17 protein-coding genes and 1 pseudogene are annotated in these 16,647 nt (G+C 49.5%); 8 read left to right on the forward strand and 10 right to left on the reverse strand.

Annotated features, from left to right (window positions below; translation table 11 throughout):
* Positions 1–319 precede the first annotated feature (319 nt).
* The 5 genes and pseudogenes from K0T92_RS03900 to K0T92_RS24835 all read right to left on the reverse strand — a co-directional run.
* Complete coding sequence (locus tag K0T92_RS03900; RefSeq protein ID WP_219871064.1) at positions 320–1,021, reverse strand: CPCC family cysteine-rich protein; 702 nt, start codon at positions 1,019–1,021, stop codon at positions 320–322.
* Position 1,022: 1 nt separating this feature from the next.
* Positions 1,023–1,739: a hypothetical protein gene (locus K0T92_RS03905; protein WP_246627817.1), complete on the reverse strand. Its 717-nt coding sequence runs from the start codon at positions 1,737–1,739 to the stop codon at positions 1,023–1,025.
* Positions 1,740–1,881: 142 nt separating this feature from the next.
* Positions 1,882–2,280 (reverse strand): DoxX family protein, encoded by a 399-nt coding sequence (locus tag K0T92_RS03910; protein WP_219871065.1) that lies wholly within the window; start codon positions 2,278–2,280, stop codon positions 1,882–1,884.
* Positions 2,281–2,362: 82 nt separating this feature from the next.
* Positions 2,363–2,977, reverse strand: a complete 615-nt coding sequence (locus K0T92_RS24830) for a vWA domain-containing protein (RefSeq protein WP_246627885.1) — start codon at positions 2,975–2,977, stop codon at positions 2,363–2,365.
* A 129-nt stretch (positions 2,978–3,106) separates the two neighbouring features.
* Positions 3,107–3,622, reverse strand: a pseudogene (locus K0T92_RS24835) (TerD family protein); the annotation flags it as partial.
* A 178-nt stretch (positions 3,623–3,800) separates the two neighbouring features.
* Here K0T92_RS24835 and K0T92_RS03920 point away from each other — a divergent pair.
* The 7 genes from K0T92_RS03920 (at position 3,801) to K0T92_RS03950 (ending at position 11,054) form a co-directional block, all read left to right on the forward strand.
* Positions 3,801–4,616, forward strand: coding sequence for a hypothetical protein (locus K0T92_RS03920; RefSeq protein WP_219871067.1), 816 nt, complete (start codon positions 3,801–3,803; stop codon positions 4,614–4,616).
* 252 nt (positions 4,617–4,868) lie between these two features.
* Entirely contained in the window at positions 4,869–5,573 is a 705-nt protein-coding gene (locus tag K0T92_RS03925; protein WP_219871068.1) for a MerR family transcriptional regulator, read from the forward strand.
* 596 nt (positions 5,574–6,169) lie between these two features.
* Complete coding sequence (locus K0T92_RS03930; protein ID WP_219871069.1) at positions 6,170–7,567, forward strand: spore germination protein; 1,398 nt, start codon at positions 6,170–6,172, stop codon at positions 7,565–7,567.
* A gap of 30 nt (positions 7,568–7,597) precedes the next feature.
* On the forward strand, positions 7,598–8,764 hold the full coding sequence (locus tag K0T92_RS03935) for a Ger(x)C family spore germination protein (RefSeq protein WP_219871070.1): 1,167 nt from the start codon (positions 7,598–7,600) through the stop codon (positions 8,762–8,764).
* A 21-nt stretch (positions 8,765–8,785) separates the two neighbouring features.
* The gene (locus K0T92_RS03940) at positions 8,786–9,007 is read left to right on the forward strand and encodes a hypothetical protein (protein WP_219871071.1); all 222 of its coding nucleotides are present in this window, start codon (positions 8,786–8,788) and stop codon (positions 9,005–9,007) included.
* Between the two features lie 20 nt (positions 9,008–9,027).
* Positions 9,028–10,128, forward strand: coding sequence for a GerAB/ArcD/ProY family transporter (locus tag K0T92_RS03945; protein WP_219871072.1), 1,101 nt, complete (start codon positions 9,028–9,030; stop codon positions 10,126–10,128).
* Between the two features lie 86 nt (positions 10,129–10,214).
* Positions 10,215–11,054 carry a DUF2935 domain-containing protein gene (locus K0T92_RS03950; RefSeq protein ID WP_219871073.1) on the forward strand — a complete coding sequence of 280 codons (840 nt, stop codon included), beginning with the start codon at positions 10,215–10,217 and terminating at the stop codon, positions 11,052–11,054.
* A gap of 73 nt (positions 11,055–11,127) precedes the next feature.
* Here K0T92_RS03950 and K0T92_RS03955 read toward each other — a convergent pair whose 3' ends face one another.
* The 3 genes from K0T92_RS03955 to K0T92_RS03965 all read right to left on the reverse strand — a co-directional run bounded on the left by K0T92_RS03955 (position 11,128) and on the right by K0T92_RS03965 (position 13,852).
* Positions 11,128–12,021 (reverse strand): AraC family transcriptional regulator, encoded by an 894-nt coding sequence (locus K0T92_RS03955; protein ID WP_219871074.1) that lies wholly within the window; start codon positions 12,019–12,021, stop codon positions 11,128–11,130.
* A gap of 1,044 nt (positions 12,022–13,065) precedes the next feature.
* Complete coding sequence (locus tag K0T92_RS03960) at positions 13,066–13,512, reverse strand: DUF1801 domain-containing protein (protein ID WP_343223619.1); 447 nt, start codon at positions 13,510–13,512, stop codon at positions 13,066–13,068.
* 76 nt (positions 13,513–13,588) lie between these two features.
* Entirely contained in the window at positions 13,589–13,852 is a 264-nt protein-coding gene (locus K0T92_RS03965) for a DUF2164 domain-containing protein (RefSeq protein ID WP_219871075.1), read from the reverse strand.
* A gap of 264 nt (positions 13,853–14,116) precedes the next feature.
* Here K0T92_RS03965 and K0T92_RS03970 point away from each other — a divergent pair, with 264 nt between their 5' ends.
* On the forward strand, positions 14,117–14,785 hold the full coding sequence (locus tag K0T92_RS03970) for a DUF559 domain-containing protein (protein ID WP_219871208.1): 669 nt from the start codon (positions 14,117–14,119) through the stop codon (positions 14,783–14,785).
* Positions 14,786–15,345: 560 nt separating this feature from the next.
* On the opposite strand, the gene K0T92_RS03975 is transcribed toward K0T92_RS03970, so the two are convergent.
* Positions 15,346–16,050, reverse strand: coding sequence for a glycosyltransferase family 2 protein (locus K0T92_RS03975; protein WP_219871076.1), 705 nt, complete (start codon positions 16,048–16,050; stop codon positions 15,346–15,348).
* 62 nt (positions 16,051–16,112) lie between these two features.
* Complete coding sequence (locus K0T92_RS03980) at positions 16,113–16,574, reverse strand: MarR family winged helix-turn-helix transcriptional regulator (protein ID WP_219871077.1); 462 nt, start codon at positions 16,572–16,574, stop codon at positions 16,113–16,115.
* Positions 16,575–16,647 lie beyond the last annotated feature (73 nt).

The following is a 16,647-nucleotide window of genomic DNA, read 5'->3' on the forward strand; positions in this document are numbered from 1 at the left end:
TGATAAATACCCTATCTTCCATTTCTAACAAACAATAATTTCTATAAAAAATTATCACCTAAAAATTGCTTAACGTCTGATATATTATCCTAAAAACAAAGGAAATGATAGGTCGTTTTATTAAAGAATGACTTAAAATATTAAGGAATCCCAATTACATAATCACAAACAAAAATAAGCCGCCCCCCAGATCCTCACAGATCCTACGAGACGACCCTTCGCCTATCTTTTCATCTACCGACTTTTCACCAACAACTCTATTGCTTCTTGCACAATCTCTTCCTGCCGGTTGTTCCTCGAAATTGCATTGCTTCAAATGTTACTTACAAAACATATTTATATCATCTAAAGCTGAATGTGCGTGCCCTCTAACAAACGAACTCTCATCTTTTAATGCATCATTGATAAGTGGAATAATCAGTTCCTTATTAACTGTTGCATGTATTCTTGCGATATGACCAAAGCAAAGAATTGCTATCCCTCTTATATTTTCGTTTTTATGCTGAGTATAATGAACCATCAGTTCCTGTACAAACTCCCCATCGTCCGCATTAAAAGTCAGGGAAAGCAAGCCGTTTACGATTGTACCAGGATTATCGGAATTAATCAGGTTCATGATCTCTTGATTTTCTTCTATGTTGGTGCTGTATCGTTCCACTCGCTCGTGAACAATATCATCTAGTACCTTTTCGAAGGATTCGATTTCCTGCCTTATTTGTTGAGCAGATTCATTATTTGCAGTTCTAAGTTTTTCAAATGCATGAATTAAACGTTTCTTTGTTTGAATTTCTTTATCCGTTTGTTTTAGGATACTTCGTCTATCTCTATACATGATGTAGTGTTTTTTGAAGTTCTGCCGGGCCTCTGCAAGTGAATAATCTTGATTGGGACCACCCCAAACTTTATCTGCGGGGGGATCATCTTGGCCATCATCTTCCCAATTACATAAGCAACAAATCTCCCAACCTCGTCTTTCCTCCAGTGTGGGATAACCACAGCAAGGACAATTATATCTGTTCATATTAGTTGCCCCTTTTCATCTCACCTACCCAAACATGCCCGACTTTCACATTAAAAACTGTATCGAAAGTACCACTCAAATTTATAGGGTCAATCCTATATGCTTTTTCCTTAATATACTCAATATCCTTTTGTGTTCTATATCCTAAATTTACATCTTCCTGAAGTTCGGAAAGCAAATAATGATCTGCATCAATATGAAGCGCCCAATCAAAATGCGATAAAGACACTGTGCCCTCATAGAGAGCAGTAGGGAATGATCTATGTTCATTACTCTTATCAAAAGTATTGTTGTAAAAGTCTAAACACTCACGAAAAGCAACAACAATTTGTGAATTTATAAAATGGGGATGATATAACCAAATTTTTAGATAAAATGGCTCATTTAGTTGTTTTAACCGTTGGTACCAAGATAAATAAACCTGTATCATTGCCCTAAATATTAATCGAGAATACCACATCGGAGGATTACGTCTAGTCAACCTGTAAAATGGGTCAATCCATAACTTTACATAGTCTCTATTGTTACGAAATAATTGTTCAATGTCCAAATCAATATGACGTTGTTTCCATTGTTCAATCTGCTTAATTCTACGCTTCCAACCACGGACTTTCTTTTTGTTTGCAAATGGATTTGCCATAATCCCTTCATGCCCTCCACATAAACCGCCACCCATGTGTATCACTCCTAGCTCATTAACATTACTATAATTATCCATAAAAACAAAGAACCCCCCGCTATGTTGGATGGGTTCTGACACCGTCACATCTTGTTTAATCTTTTCTCGCCAGGAGTGAACAACAACTAAAAGGATGTAGAAGTGTTCACTAAAAATACTTCCTTATCTTATAATTGCCCACTTAACCCTTCCTCACAAAAGGCATCAGCTTCCGCACTCTTTCATCGACCAGCCACAGTCCTCCCCAGGCTAGCGCGGCAAAGATGACAGGAGACAGCGTGTGGGAGAAGAGCGGAGAATCCATTCGAACATGAATAGCAATTGCGCCGCCAAAATACCCCGTAAGCAGCACGACACCCAGGAAGGAGGTACGCGGAACCGCATACAGCAGGATAGATAGAAGCCCCAGCGAGGCAATGACCGCAATATGATGTTCTGCAAATCCAAGCTCGACTGTTCCTTCTACCACAACAGCAGGCTTGAAAAATTTAGATATACTGTCAAACAGCATAAACAGAATAACAAGCCCTCTCATAATTCGCGCCGTCCACAGACGGCCTTTGGAAATGTTGCTGTTCATAAACAATCCCCTCTCTCACAATGATGGTATGAACACATCGTAGCACATCATTGAACCTCGGATTTCTTATGGATTGCTCACATTACGGCCGAATAATTCTTTTGTTCTTCGCCTCTTTCAGCCACAGCGGAAACTCATTCAGCAGCTGGCTGTACAGCGTTTCATCCGATACTGCCGCAATATCCTTCACATGGAAAAAGTTAGCGTTATCCACGATCCGCCCTTCCATCGAGTCCAACCGCTTTAACACTTCAAAGTCGGAATTGCCAATCCCTACGAACTGCCAGAAGATCGGCTGTACAGCAGACTCCGTTATAACCTTCTTGATCTGCTTTACGACCCCGCCATCATTGATAAATATGATGAACACCGGCAATGCGGAATCCTCTTCCACTGTATATTTGCGTATGACATCCTCCATCACCGGCGGCTCGTTGTTGCGGCCAAACTTGTGGATATGCCTGTTATTCATAATGTGGTTCAACACATAGTTCTCAAAGTCTTTCTCCGTCGCGGAAGGCAGGCGGCTGTACTCGTTATCGTAAACCCATACATCCAGCACCGCATCATCATCAAACTTGCAAGCGACTGCGAGAATCCGCTCCACCACTTCCTGCACGGTACCATTCTTGTACAGATTCAGCATGGATCCCGAAATGTCGAGCACAAGCCCCACTCTGGCTGCTACTTGGGTCATGTTTTTCTTTTCCAATGTAATGCCCACGATCCGCTTGCGCAAATCAATCGTCGAAACGACCGTTTCTTCCACAGCTGCGGCAGCCTCTTGCGTCCCTTCATCTTCGATCTCCAGGCCGAAGTTCGTGCATAATGCCGCCAGCCCGCCATAGAACCCGCTGCCAATCGCATTAAACTTCCATTCTCCATTATGCCTGTACAGCTCCCCGACTACGATAGCCGTCTCCCTGGACAGATCCGAGCCATATTCATAACGGAACAGCTCCTCGCCATTGTCGTCATTCATAAGCCGCACATACATATTCGAGACATCCTTCATCCCATACCCATGCTTCTCGCCCTCATAGATGGTAACGGTGAACGCAACTTTGGCAGTACTCGCCGGAAGCTTGGAGAGGGCGATCCTGATGCCTTCCTTATCCGGTCCATTCAATTGAGCATGAGTCAAGGCGCCGCTCCCTGCAGACGGATTCCCGTAGAAAATAAAATCCCCTTCCCGCTCACACCGGTTCCGCTCCGATAATACGAAGCAAGCGGCATCTATGCTGAATGCATCACTGGCCGTTGACCATCCAAATTGCAGACTCAAATTAGCGAGATTTCTTCCCTTTGTAATATCAGCCTTTTGTCCCTTCAGCAGCAGCATTCGCTCATCTCCTCTTCATAGTCGTGCTTGGATGTAAACGACGAGTTCTGAACCGTTCGTCTGCTCCTATTCTATCAATATTTTTAACCCAGCCAAGGGAAATTGTGGTACAATCTCCCTATATGATCCTAAGTACCTACTTCCCCATACACAAAACTACAACTTTAGGAGGATAATTATGTACAGACAGGCACTATTCACATTGATCGCACTCATACTAGCAATCGGGCTGATAAGCGGATGCAGCAGCAATAGCAATACGGACAAGAAGGTAATAGAAGATTTGCAAAATCAGCTCAGTGATCGAGATAGCGAAATTGAATCATTGAATGCAAAAATTAGCGGCCTCCAGTCCGAAATGACTGCAATGACGAATGAATTGGATGAAGTCAAGAACGGCCCGCAAAATGATCTTATTGCAATCAGAAACAGCTATGAAAAGAAGCAGTACCTGGAAGTCATTGCAAAAGCAAAAAAGATCCACGAAAAGTACAATGGTACTCCAGAGGACAAGGAAGCGCAGAAGCTCGCTGCGTCCAGCACGCAAATTCTGAGCAAGCTCGATGCCGAAAGAAAAGCTGAAGCTGATCGCAAGAAAGCCGAAGCAGCCAAGAGCGCACGCGAGAAGGCTCGGGGAATCCTCCGAGTATCTAAAGTTTATCCCGGTGAGCCAAATTCTGCAGATGGTGTTAACTTATATGTGCATTGGACGAATAAATCCGATAAAACGATTAAATATATCTATTTTGAAGTTGTTCCCTACAATGCGGTTGGCGATATTGTGAGCAGTGATATAGGCGGAGGCAGTACCTTTAGAGGCATGCACACTGGTCCGACGAAACCAGGCGTGTCCTTCGGCTCGCAATACTATTGGGAGAATGCCTGGTATAACAATACGATCACACAGGTGCAATTGCGGAAAGTTGATATTACCTATATGGATGAAAGCACGATTACTCTATCAGGAGACGATATTACCCATATCCAATATTAATAACACGGCTCTCCTATCACTGCCAAGCTGACTGTCCGTCCATCTGAGAAGCTATAAAAGTTGCTTTTAGCAGACGTTTTACAGCATTCATGCAATCGAGTGAAAAAGTGCCGTTGCATGAATGTGGTCATCCATTTGCTAAGTTTCGATAATGCCGACTTTTATAGCTTTAATCTTTTTCTCTACTCTTTGCCTGGCGGTTAAGGTTCTGCTATAGTGATAATCTACTACTACCGCCCGGAGGGATGGGAGATGCGCTACTACAAGCCGATTGAGATAGCCAGAGAGCTTGGGATAAGCACTAGTGCATTGCGGCATTATGAATCCTGGGGAGTTATTCCGCCTCCTGACCGCGCAGCCAATGGTTACCGCCTTTATACGGGGGTGCATCTGGCTTATTTTCGCTGTCTGCGCGCTATGGTCGCCGGATTCGGCTTCCCTGTCACTTGCGGGGTGCTCCGCCACATTCAGGACGGGAATATGGACACCGCCTTCTGGCTCGTCAACAAGGAACAAGCCGATCTGCAGCAAGAGAAAGTCATTGCTGACCAGACGCTTGCGCTGCTGCATCATCCGGAGCTCACGCCAAGCACCAACAAAGGCCTCAAGCCCCTCATGACCATTGGCGAAGCCGCCGCTTTCACCGATGTACAAGCTTCAGCCATCCGCCACTGGGAATCGGAAGGACTCCTTACCCCGGAACGTGATCCTGAGAATGGATACCGGGTGTTCTCCCCTATGCACATCCGGCAAATTTTGCTCATACGCACATTGCGAAGAACCGTCTACTTCCTGGAGAATATGAAAGAAATCGTACAAGCTGTGGAGCAGCATTCAATTGAAAAAGCGAAAAAGGTTACGGAGGAGGCACTGCTGAGCATCCACAACCGCAACCGCCAGCAATTGTACGGTGTATATCAGTTAGTCGAGCTGTGCAAGGAGCTCGGGCTGACATAGAGCGATTCCACAAATGTTGAACATATCTGCGAAATTCCTCCTCTTGTTCCTGCATCCGCATGCTCCAAGCTGCTGAAAGTCCATCGCGTTCGACCTTTAACACAAACCAGACTCCAAACGTGCACCAGTCACTGACCCGCTTACTCGTAGACTTCACGACTTTCTTTTTCGCATCGCGCGCTCCTCACAGCGCGCGGTGACATCGCAACAAGCTGTGCTCGGTCACACGTCGGCGGTCAACCCTGGACCCAGCCGATAGAGAAGGAAGCCTGCGCAAGTGCAGGAATTCCGGTTAAAAAAGCCGTATGCGGCAGAATACCTGCGATAAAGCAGGAATATGAGGCAAAATGGGCCGACTGAGAGGAAATGCAGCGAAATTCCTGCACTTTAGCAGGCATTCCATCTTCAGTTGGTCGGAACGCGAAAAAGCCTGCCTTTTCGCAGGAATGTCCAACGTTTACGGAATGGCGGCACCACGCTCAGACCCAGGCACGCGGCGGGGCGATACGTGCTTACCGTTTCGAGCCTGCAAGTCCCTCGCATGAATATTTCTCCCCCCAATCGATAAAGATACTACCAAAAAAGGAAATTACAACATGGAACTGACAACATGGTTGAATGATCGGCTCCAAATGCGCGGGGACGTCGTCTCCCAGACGCTCGAACAGGGTGCATTCATATGCACGGTCTATTATTTGTCCGACGGCATCGATCTTGAGATGCTCCAGACCCATGTACTGAAGCCACTGCTGCTGCCGTACCCCGGAGAGAATGAAGACCGTCTATCCGATATACTCGAACGCAGATCCTTTTTTCCAACGACATACGCGGTTACGCAATCTCCCGAGATGGCCTTGAACGGCCTGTTGAACGGGCAGGCGCTGTTGTGCATAGCTGGGCAGGAGAAGGGAATTCTGTTCCCATTCCAGAAACAATCGCAGCGGGCGGTCAGCCAAGCCGAGAACGAGAAGAGCATCCGCGGACCAAAAGAATCGTTCGTGGAGAATATATGGACGAACCTCTCGCTCATTCGCCAGCGGATGAAAAGCGAGAAGCTTGCGGTGGAGCATTTCACAATCGGCAGCGAATCACGCACGCTTGTGATGATGCTCTACATGAACGGACGTTGCAGCTCCGAGCTGATCAGCACGATCAAGGGCAAGCTGCAAGCGATTCGGACGGAGCGCGTAACGGGCAGCAGCTTCCTGGAAGAAGCGCTGGATTCCCGGTTGTCCTCCCCTTTCCCGAGGATGCTCAACACGGAAAGACCTGATCTCGTCGCCTCCTCCTTGTTCGAGGGACGAGTTGCCATTCTCGTAGAAGGCACGCCCAATAATCTGATCGCTCCGGCGACACTGCTGTCCTTCATGCAATCCTCCGAGGATTATTACCAGCGCTATTTCTTCAGCAGCTGGGTGCGGTTTCTTCGTTATTTATTTTTCGCTGTCAGTCTCGTTCTGCCCTCCGCTTATGTAGCGATAACGACATTCCATCCGGAGATGCTGCCCTACAATTTGCTCATTTCCATCGCATCCAGCCGGGACATCGTTCCATTCCCCGCGATTGTGGAGGCTTATATTATGGAGGTCTCATTCGAGCTTATGCGGGAGGCAGGCCAGCGCATCCCTACGGTGATCGGCCAGACGATCTCCATCGTTGGAGCGATTGTTATCGGAGATGCTGCTGTGCAGGCGGGAATCGTAAGCGCTCCGATGCTTATTATCGTTGCGCTCACAGGAATTTCCTCCTTCGTCGTACCGCATTTCTCCATGACGCTGACCGTGCGGTTTCTGCGCTTTGTCCTGCTATGTGTCTCCGCCATGTTTGGTCTGCTCGGCCTGCTGATCGGCATCATCCTTATCGTGATTCATCTGGTGTCGCTGGATTCCTTCGGCACACCGTACTTATCGCCGTTCGTCCCTTTCAAAGCTGAGCAGATGAGAGATGCCGCCGGCCGTTTTCCTTGGACCCGATGGATGCGGAGAAGCGAATAACGGTTCACCAAGAAAGAAGGTGAAGATGAGGTGCATATCGTCAAACGGGCAGCCCGCATGCTGCTGGCCCTGGGCCTGGCTTGCATGCTGCTGTCAGGCTGCTGGTCGAAGCAGGAGCTGAACGACAGATCTTTCATCTCCACGCTGATCATCGATCTGAATGAAGAAGGGGCGACTGAGGTTTCCGCATTGTTTCTGCTGCCTAACCGGATTTCCACTGGACTGCAGTCCAACACTGCGGGTCAAAAGCCATACGTGCTCGTCACCGGCACAGGCCGGAACATCCCGGAGGCCTTTCATGATTTTCAACGGGACCTGCCGCGAAACGTCACCTGGGGACAATTGTCAGTTATTATTATCGGGGATCGTTACGCACGGGCCGGGCTCGCTCCCCTGTTCGACTTTCTGGTTCGTTCAACGGAATTCAGGCTGCGGGTCAATGTATTCTATTACAAAGGCGTCGCTCGAAATCTTTCTAAACTAGCCCCCATATTCGAACGGTTTCCGACCGAAATTTGGCGCGAGACCGCCCATACGAGGCGAACCCCGCCAGTACGGATAAGGGATATGCTGTATTCTTATTGGAACAATCTAGGGGATGGCTATCTTCCAGAGCTCAACCTCAAAATGAATAATCTTCTGACCGAGAACAAGAAGGTGCCGTGGTCAGGAATCGGCGGAGCGGCAATATTAAAGAACGGCAAAGTAATAGACCGGTTTACGGAGGAAGAGACCGAGGGCGTTCTTCTTCTGACGACGGATGTCAATGAGCTGCTCGTTACGGGACAGATGCCTGACGACGGCGGATTAGTCAGCGCGCGATTGATCGATGTCAAGCATAAGGTAAAGGCGGTGAGGCGGGGCGATGAGGTTGATATCCGCGTCGCTGTCACGGCTGATGCAGACCTGATGTCCATCCAATCGAACCTTGATCTGGGCCGCCCATCGAATTTGAGGATCATAGAGCAAGCGCTGCAGGAGCAGCTTCTGAAGAAGGCCCAGGCTGCCATCGATCGGGCGCGGAAGCGCCGTGTGGATGCGTTTCAATGGAGCGAGTATGTTAAATATAAATATCCGTCTCTCTGGCAGCAATGGTCGAAGCATCCCCGCAGTAATTTGACCGAAAAAATGAAGCCTGAGATTGACGTTCGCATACGGTTGCGCAATACCGGTGTAAGCCGGTCAACCAAATCTTAAACAGAGAGGAGGCACCGGATCATGCTAATTCTGATCGCCAGCTTCGCGGTCATCGGATATTACCAGGCAGCCTTGCACCGCCGTCTGAAGACGGGCAGACGAGAGAAAGTCTTGGCATACGGAGTTACCGGACTGGCATTCGTCTACGGCACGCTCTGCCATTATTCACCCATGTGGGTTAATCCCAATAACGCGATTCGTCTTGTATTCAGCCCCCTTCAAAGCTGGCTGCTGCAAATCTGAGAGGGAAGGGGGAATCCATAGTGAAGCAAAAGGGATCTGTAACCGGCCTTCAGCTAGGAGCGATGACCTTCATTTTTGTTTTCTCCACCACACTCGCCTTCTTGATCGGACCGCTGGTGAAAACAGCTTCCTTTGACGGCTGGCTGTGTATCCTGATAGGCGGAGTAGCCGGAACCGCTGCTGCGGTGCTATCGCTGCGTTTCGCCTTACGGCGGCCTGACTCCAATCTTGGCCAATATGGCAGCCAGATTGTCGGCGGCCCAGTGCATATGTGCATCATGCTGTTGACGGCGTTTTTTCACCTCCACCTGTCTGCTTATATATTGCGGGAATTTACCGATTTCTTCGTGCCCTCTTTTTTGCGCCAGACGCCGCCGCTCGCTGTAGCGGTTCTGGTCATGTCAGCGGTCGTGGCGTTAACCCAGTCGGGCATATCGGCCCTGTTCAGGTTTGCTCAGGGCTGCTTCATATTCATCGGGCTGTTCTTCCTGCTGAAGCCGCTTTTCTTTGTGTCGGCACTTGATTCGCCGATGTGGCATGAGTTTGCGCGCGTCCATGACTGGAGGGCACTGTGGGCACAATCCTTTTCGATCATTCCCTGGTATGGGGAACTGACCATGCTCGCCTTCATCGTCCCGCACTTCGCCGCCAAACTAAAAACATCAAAGGTCATATGGATTAGCTCTATGCTGGGGACTTACATTCTAATCGTCGAATTTTTCCTCATTGTCCTGTTCTTCGGACCGAAGCTGGCAGGCACGCTCATCTATCCGGCGCTTGAGCTGACCGGTTTTGTGCATTTCGGAGATTTTCTGTACAATTTGGACGCCTTGATCGTCTCGATATGGTTTATGGGATTCTTCGTGAAGCTGTGCGCAGTCTTCGCCGTTGGCACACTGATCTTCTCCGAAGCGATGTCCATGCCATATTATCAGCCGATTACCGCTCCGCTTGCAGCGATTGTCGTTGCGTTCTCGCTTGTCATGTCGAGGAATCCGGAGGATCTGGCGAGCTTCTTCAGCAGCAGCTGGCCGACCTTCGCGTTAACGGTTGAATGTCTGACCCTGCTTTACCCCCTGGTCGCATGGGCGAGAGGAATCAAGGCATCTTCCTTATCCTGAATCCTCGCGCCCCAAGCCGTCTATTGGGTTGCCGGCAATCATACACTAGGTGAAACGATTCTTTCCTGCAAGGAGGGTATTCATCTATGAAGCAAGCCGCTGACGGATGTATAACGGTTCGGGAGGAGCATCTGTTCTGGCTGGAAGTGCTGGAAGACCATGCGCATTTTCTGCGGGATTATCTATCGCCGGTGGAGACGAGATGGTGGCATGAAGCGGAGAAATTCATCGGCTGGTTCCGCGAGGCAATCAGGCAAGCTTCCTCTCTGCCGCCGGACGATACAGCGAATTCAGAGAGGATGACAGCGTTCGCCCGAAACGTCTACCCGCTAGCCGATGCCTACTGCAGGCTTGAGGGACATATGCAGCATCTGCGGCTGTGGAATCGTGTCAACCTTAATCTGACCCCGTCCTATTTTAACGGTACGATCAGCGAGAATCGGGAATATTTGCGCCAGCTGGCATTCCTGATGAAGGGCGTTCCGGCCAAGCCGCTGACGCTGACGCAATTGCTTGATTTGTGGCTGGAGGATCAGCTCGGGCATGCCGTTCTGCTGCAAGGCCTGCTTGACCCTGTAGAGCGGACGCTAGGCGCAGAGGCGGACAAATACGCCGCTCAATTCTCGTCATACCTGGTCAAAAACCGCGCCATGCAGGGCTATCTGCGATTCACACCTCCCGGCTTCCCCTCAGAAATCAAGTTCGCCTCCGAAGTGCTCGGAACGGTGAAGGCTTTCTATGAGTTCGTGCAGCGGATCGTTGCGCAATACCGCCATGCCCAATTGCTGTCCAAATCGACTCTGCGTTTTCTGGAGCATCATTTTCCGGAATCATGCTACTTCATGCGCAAGCTAGCCGTATTCGTCCCCGGCTCTCCTTCATTCGCAGACTGCCCGTTAACCCGTCCCTCATTCGGGGGAGCATGATACGGATCTGGGCGCGGCGCAGGTGCAGGTGCAGATCACCATCGCCGTTATGCAGCGAACGCAGCGGCATGGCTTACGGTAGGGCGGATTCCTTCTTCAGCACCGGAATCCAGATCTCGCTTCTGAAGGTTGGCGATGCCATATCCTTATTCGCGTTCCACAATATTTCCGGTCCTTCTACCAGCTCATAGCTTGAGGATGGGAACCATTCCGAATAAATGCGGCCCCAAATATTTTGCAGCGTCTCGGGAAAAGGGCCGACCGATTCGAATACAGCCCATGTCAAGGCGGGCACTTCCAGCGCTGTGAACTGGTCAGGGCATGGCTCCGTTGTTGCCGCGCCGATGTAGTGATCAAGCTCTCCTTTCCCATCCCCATCCATGCGGTTATCCGAGAAATTGACCGATGCACTGATCAAGCCAGACGGCTCGACATTCGAAAGCCCCTTCAGATTGGTGATGATTTCTTGATTCAAGCTTTGCCACATCGCCGTAATTTCCGGATTAACACCGTGGTAGATCAGAGTGACCCGTTTCTTAAAGCCGACAATACGAAACGCTTCCTTTTCTTCAATACGATAGTTCATTTCGCTTCCTCCTTTAATGGTCAATTGAAAGGTCATGCGCGGATAAGCTTTCAGTGATTGGCCATTATGCCTCGCTTCCGATGGTGTCAGGCCGTGCAAAAGCTGGAAGGCTCTCGCAAACGAGTCCGGCGAGCTATAGCCGTATTTAATAGCGATGTCGATAATTCTGCTGCTGCCGCTTGTCAGCTCGAAGGCCGCCAGAGTAAGCCGCCTGCGCCGGATATACTCCGACAGAGGGATGCCGGAGAGGCTGGAGAACATCCGTTTGAAATGGTATTCCGAGCAGTAAGCCCGCCTCGCCACTTCCTTCACGTCGATCTCATGTGCAAGATTCTCCTCCACGTAGCTTAATGCTTCATTCAATCTTTCGAGCAAATCCATTGTCATGACCTCCCTCTCATCAAAAGAATAACAGGTACTGCTCCCGCCCACCCGACATTTCCGCGTTCAATTGTGCAGGACACCCACTGTCCCAAGGGCCTGTCTCCAATATAGAAAAGCACCTGTATGCCCCCTCCAGATCAACATCGGGAACAACAAGTGCTAAGCTATTCCAGCCATGGACGACAGAATGATGGGATGGTGCTGGGTATGTTTTTGAGTGCTACTATTGGGTAGCTATGTGCTACGGTTGGATAGCTATGTGTTACGGCTGGGTAGCTATGTGCTACGGTTGGATGCTGGGTGGTGCTGAATGGTGAATGCTACGCTTGCTGTGGCGCTTCATGGGTCTCGGCAAAATGGATGCCAATGCGCATCTTTTTCAACCCCAACTAACCAATTTGTGCTGAATTGATGCGAAGGCGCATCTTTTTCCTCACTTCAGTCGAGGATTGGCCGTCTCCGGGCTCTATTGATGCACTTTCGCAGGCTTTTGCCTTAAAACGGCGCTTTCTCGGCCAAATTGATGCTCTTTCGCATCAATTGCCTTCATTTCAGCGATTCCGGGTACCGCAGCTTGAGGAGTACCCGATATGAAGCTGTGGCGCTTCATGCGGCGGTCTCGGCAAAATGGATGCCAATGCGCATCTTTTTCAACCCCAACTAACTAATTTGTGCTGAATTGATGCGAAGGCGCATCTTTTTCCTCACTTCAGTCGAGGATTGGCCGTCTCCGGGCTCTATTGATGCACTTTCGCAGGCTTTTGCCTTAAAACGGCGCTTTCTCGGCCAAATTGATGCTCTTTGGCATCAATTGCCTTCAAGCAGCTTGAGTAGCAGGTCGGCTACAGAAGTACTGCTGCTTGAGAAGTACCGCACAGAATGCAGAATCCATAATGCAGGAGCAGCACGTGCTGCCCGGGCCGCCAACATGCAGCGCTCAAAGCACACCGAACTGCATGCGATTCAAGTATACGAGCAAGCCAATTTCGTACCACCACTTGCCGAGCAAGCCATCCTCCTATATTCCGTCGATACACCCTATTACACTTCGGCGTGGACCGTACCTGCCTGGAAGTCTGTCGCTTCTATCCACATCCTGATTACTTCCTTCAGCTTGTCTTTCTTGGCTGTCACATCGTTCAGATCAGTGAATTTCACTATCGCTCTATCCCCTGATGCCCAGTCCAACAATCCCGTCGGATCTTCGAACAGCTGCCCTGCTCCCGTGTTATCTCTTACCTTGGCACCACAATGAAAAATCAGCCGAAAAAAGCCTTTTCCCGGCAAATTGAGCGTAAACCTGTCCTCATAATTCACACAGAAGCTTGGAGCATTCCATTTGATCTGCTCCGTTATACGGCCGTCAGCGCTTCGTATAATTTGTAGAACTTCTTCAATCGCTTGCTTCAGCGGGTGTTCGAGATTAGTCATGAAATCAGCTACTTGTTGAGGACCGGACTGTTGCTTGAGGTTCTTTGCCGTTTTCACTGATTTTCTCTTGTCAGTTGCCATATTCATCTCCCCATCCTCAGTAATAGAATTCCCTCACAATCCATCCCCGCACTTACCTCCGCCTGCCTCGCACAACAGGTTGTTCAAGTGAGTATAATTCGTCTTCGATTTGCGCCGTTTTCTCCGTTATGAGCTGCCTGCTGTCTGCTATCGCCTTGTTATACACATACGGCCCGAGCTCCTGTATCATAAAATCAATCAATTGCTCTGCTGCCAATGCGCCGATAGTCTCTGACCGCTCTTCTTCAAAATAGGCTTGCACGCTATTGATGATAGCGTCCTTTTCTTCTTTTGGCAGTTTAATGGAAATAACCATCTTGCTTGCTCCTCCTCTTCTTCGATTCCATGTGTTTAGTTCATCACTCGATTATAATGAAGTTTTCTCTGAGTCCTCATCATATAGAACAGCTATTCATATTTTACCATTTTCTAATGCTATTGGAGAATGGGGTTTGAAAAACCAGACTGGATTAATGGCCGAGCACGCATTATAATGATGCTAGACGAAGAACGTCCTTATTCATTCCTGAGCGAATGGATGCGGGGCGTTCTTTTTTGTCATTTGGAGGGAGGGTTTACGATGGATTTCGAAGAGGCTCATAACGCCTATATTCAGCACCATATGCTGAGGAGGAAGGGGGAAAGGAGGGGGCGTCTGGAACGTGGGCACCGGGAAGCCGAGAAGCTGTTTTGCCGCAATATATGGTGGCCTCTGCGTGGGAACTTTGATGATTTGCATCCGGAATTCGAAGTTCCCGACTGGCGGGGTCAATCATATTTTTGCGATTTTGTCTGGCTTACACAGCTAGTCAAACTGATCGTCGAAATTAAAGGCTTTGGCCCGCATGTACGGGATATGGATAGGCAAAAATATTGCAATGAACTCAACCGGGAAACTTTTTTGACCGCTATGGGTTTCCAAGTCATTTCATTCGCTTATGATGATGTCGCCCATCGTCCTGAGTTATGCACAACAATGCTGCGCATGGTGCTTAGCCGCTTTCAGCCAGAGTCCTCTCCTGTCCACCCGCACCGTATTACCGAACGGGAAATCATCCGCCTTGCTTGCAGTCTCGCTCAATCGCTGCGCCCCATCGATGTGCAGACACACCTGGGCATTGGTCATCGCGCTGCTGTTCGCACACTGCAATCACTCTGTTCGAAGGGTCTGTTCTCCCCACTGACAGGCGCGTCAGGCAAACATGTCGTGCGGTATGAGCTTCAACGAGGAGCAACGATAGGAATTTAGCCAAGAGCCTCCAACGCACACCGCCCCCCACCCTCGCGCTCTGCGGGAGTTGGGAGGCGGTGCTAGGTTTGGAGAATGGATGCTGAATGGATGCTCGAACGAATGGTGAACGACAGAAGGGTGAGCATTCCTGCATAAATGCATGCTTTTTCTTGCAATAGTCTACTGTGAGGGAAATGCCTGCCAAAGTGCATGTTTTTCCGAGCTATAGCCCGCTGTGGGGGAAATGCCTGCAAATGCGCATGTTTTCCGCTGTATTTTCACCCATTGGGACGAGAACGCCTGATATTCCTGCTCTTGCGCAGGCATTTCGCCTTCCTACGCATTATTAAGCCGAAATTCCTGCACTTATGCAGGATTGCTTAGCTGCTGTTTTCGCACCGGGCACCACCCGGTACTCCGCACGTTGCGCCTCAGGGCTTACTCGCCGCTTGTCCGCTGGCCGGGCACCCGGTACTCCGCACGTTGCGCCTCAGGGCTTACTCGCCGCTTGTCCGCTGGCCCGGGCACCCGGAACTGCGCGCGTTGCGCCTACTGCCGAGGCACCCCGCGGCCCCCATCTACTCGTGTATCTGATACCGGACGACCCTTCGTTTAAGCCACTCGATGACAATCGCATCCATAAGCCACACCAGGGCACGGTTCATTACACCGAGCTTGATCATGCCAAGTTTTCTTTCCCGGCGCGACACTACGACCTCCATAACACGATATCCGTTCATACTAGCCAGCGTCGGAAGATACCGGTGCATGCCATTGTACAAATGGTAGCTGTCGGCCACTTCCCGCTTCATCAGCTTCAGCGGACTTCCCGTATCATTCCGGTTATCTCCTGTGAGCCAATTGAGAAGCGTATGACCCATCCGTGAAGAAGACAGCCTTCGGAGCAGCGTACCCTCACGTTCAACACGAGTCCCATTAACGAAATCCACTTTGCCGATATAAGGCATCAACTTGAAAATATCACGGGGATCTGTCCCCGAATCGGCATCCATAAGCGCAATTAATTTCCCCTCGGACTTCCGCATACCCGCCCAGACGGCAGCCGTCAGGCCATAGCTCATTTTGAATTGAATAACCTTTACCGACTTATCAACCGCCGCCAGCTCAGACAAAATGCCTGCAGTCCGATCCTTGCTGCCATCATTGACGAGTATGATCTCGTAGCTCCCGATCTTGTGCCGTACCGCCTCCGTTATGCTGCGGTGGAGCTCGATCAGATTATCCTCCTTATTAATCGGTATGATCACGGATAAATCAACCACTGCCATTCACCCCTGTACCCAAGTTCCCAAGTTCCCGGTAAGCCCGTTCCCTTCAATCTATCCTATTCCTCATCCAAAGGCTTAATTTCACTAAAATAAAGCATCACTTGCCTAAGCAAAGCAATAAATGCCTCGCTCTGCTCCTCGCCCAATCGGTCAACCAGACCGCCCATGTGCAGCAAATGTTGTTCCAAAGCTTGTTTGACAACCGCTTCCCCGCTGCTCGTCAGGCGGAGTAAAGTCATGCGTTTATCATTCGCGTCATCGTAGCTTTGGACATATCCGGCCTTAATTAACTGCTTGATCAATTGCGTGACTGTCGGCGAGGTTACACATAATCGTTTGCTAATATCGGAAATGCTAACCTCATGACGGCCTTGATTGCATAAAGACTGGATGCAAAACAGAACACGAAGCTCGCTTGGCCTGGTGCCGCACGCTCTTCTCTTCCGCCAATCCATCTTGAAAAACATCTCCATAGCTTCAGCCATTTCCTTTGCTATGGAGGAGGTTTCATTGACCATAGCTGCTATCACCTCAGTTTAGGATTCCGGTTAGAATGTAATCGAAAGGGCGTGACCGAATAGTTCGGTACGC

This window comes from Paenibacillus oenotherae (assembly GCF_019443105.1).
Lineage (GTDB): Bacteria > Bacillota > Bacilli > Paenibacillales > Paenibacillaceae > Paenibacillus_Z > Paenibacillus_Z oenotherae.

Bases quoted from the DNA above. Each gene is read 5' to 3' on its own strand.
- K0T92_RS03940 (WP_219871071.1), top strand. From the start codon at position 8,786: ATGCTAATTCTGATCGCCAGCTTCGCGGTCATCGGATATTACCAGGCA.
- K0T92_RS03910 (WP_219871065.1), bottom strand. From the start codon at position 2,280: ATGAACAGCAACATTTCCAAAGGCCGTCTGTGGACGGCGCGAATTATG.
- K0T92_RS03905 (WP_246627817.1), bottom strand. From the start codon at position 1,739: ATGGATAATTATAGTAATGTTAATGAGCTAGGAGTGATACACATGGGT.
- K0T92_RS03970 (WP_219871208.1), top strand. From the start codon at position 14,117: ATGGATTTCGAAGAGGCTCATAACGCCTATATTCAGCACCATATGCTG.
- K0T92_RS03920 (WP_219871067.1), top strand. From the start codon at position 3,801: ATGTACAGACAGGCACTATTCACATTGATCGCACTCATACTAGCAATC.
- K0T92_RS03950 (WP_219871073.1), top strand. From the start codon at position 10,215: ATGAAGCAAGCCGCTGACGGATGTATAACGGTTCGGGAGGAGCATCTG.
- K0T92_RS03900 (WP_219871064.1), bottom strand. From the start codon at position 1,021: ATGAACAGATATAATTGTCCTTGCTGTGGTTATCCCACACTGGAGGAA.
- K0T92_RS03925 (WP_219871068.1), top strand. From the start codon at position 4,869: ATGCGCTACTACAAGCCGATTGAGATAGCCAGAGAGCTTGGGATAAGC.
- K0T92_RS03955 (WP_219871074.1), bottom strand. From the start codon at position 12,021: ATGGATTTGCTCGAAAGATTGAATGAAGCATTAAGCTACGTGGAGGAG.
- K0T92_RS24830 (WP_246627885.1), bottom strand. From the start codon at position 2,977: ATGACCCAAGTAGCAGCCAGAGTGGGGCTTGTGCTCGACATTTCGGGA.
- K0T92_RS03980 (WP_219871077.1), bottom strand. From the start codon at position 16,574: ATGGTCAATGAAACCTCCTCCATAGCAAAGGAAATGGCTGAAGCTATG.
- K0T92_RS03965 (WP_219871075.1), bottom strand. From the start codon at position 13,852: ATGGTTATTTCCATTAAACTGCCAAAAGAAGAAAAGGACGCTATCATC.
- K0T92_RS03930 (WP_219871069.1), top strand. From the start codon at position 6,170: ATGGAACTGACAACATGGTTGAATGATCGGCTCCAAATGCGCGGGGAC.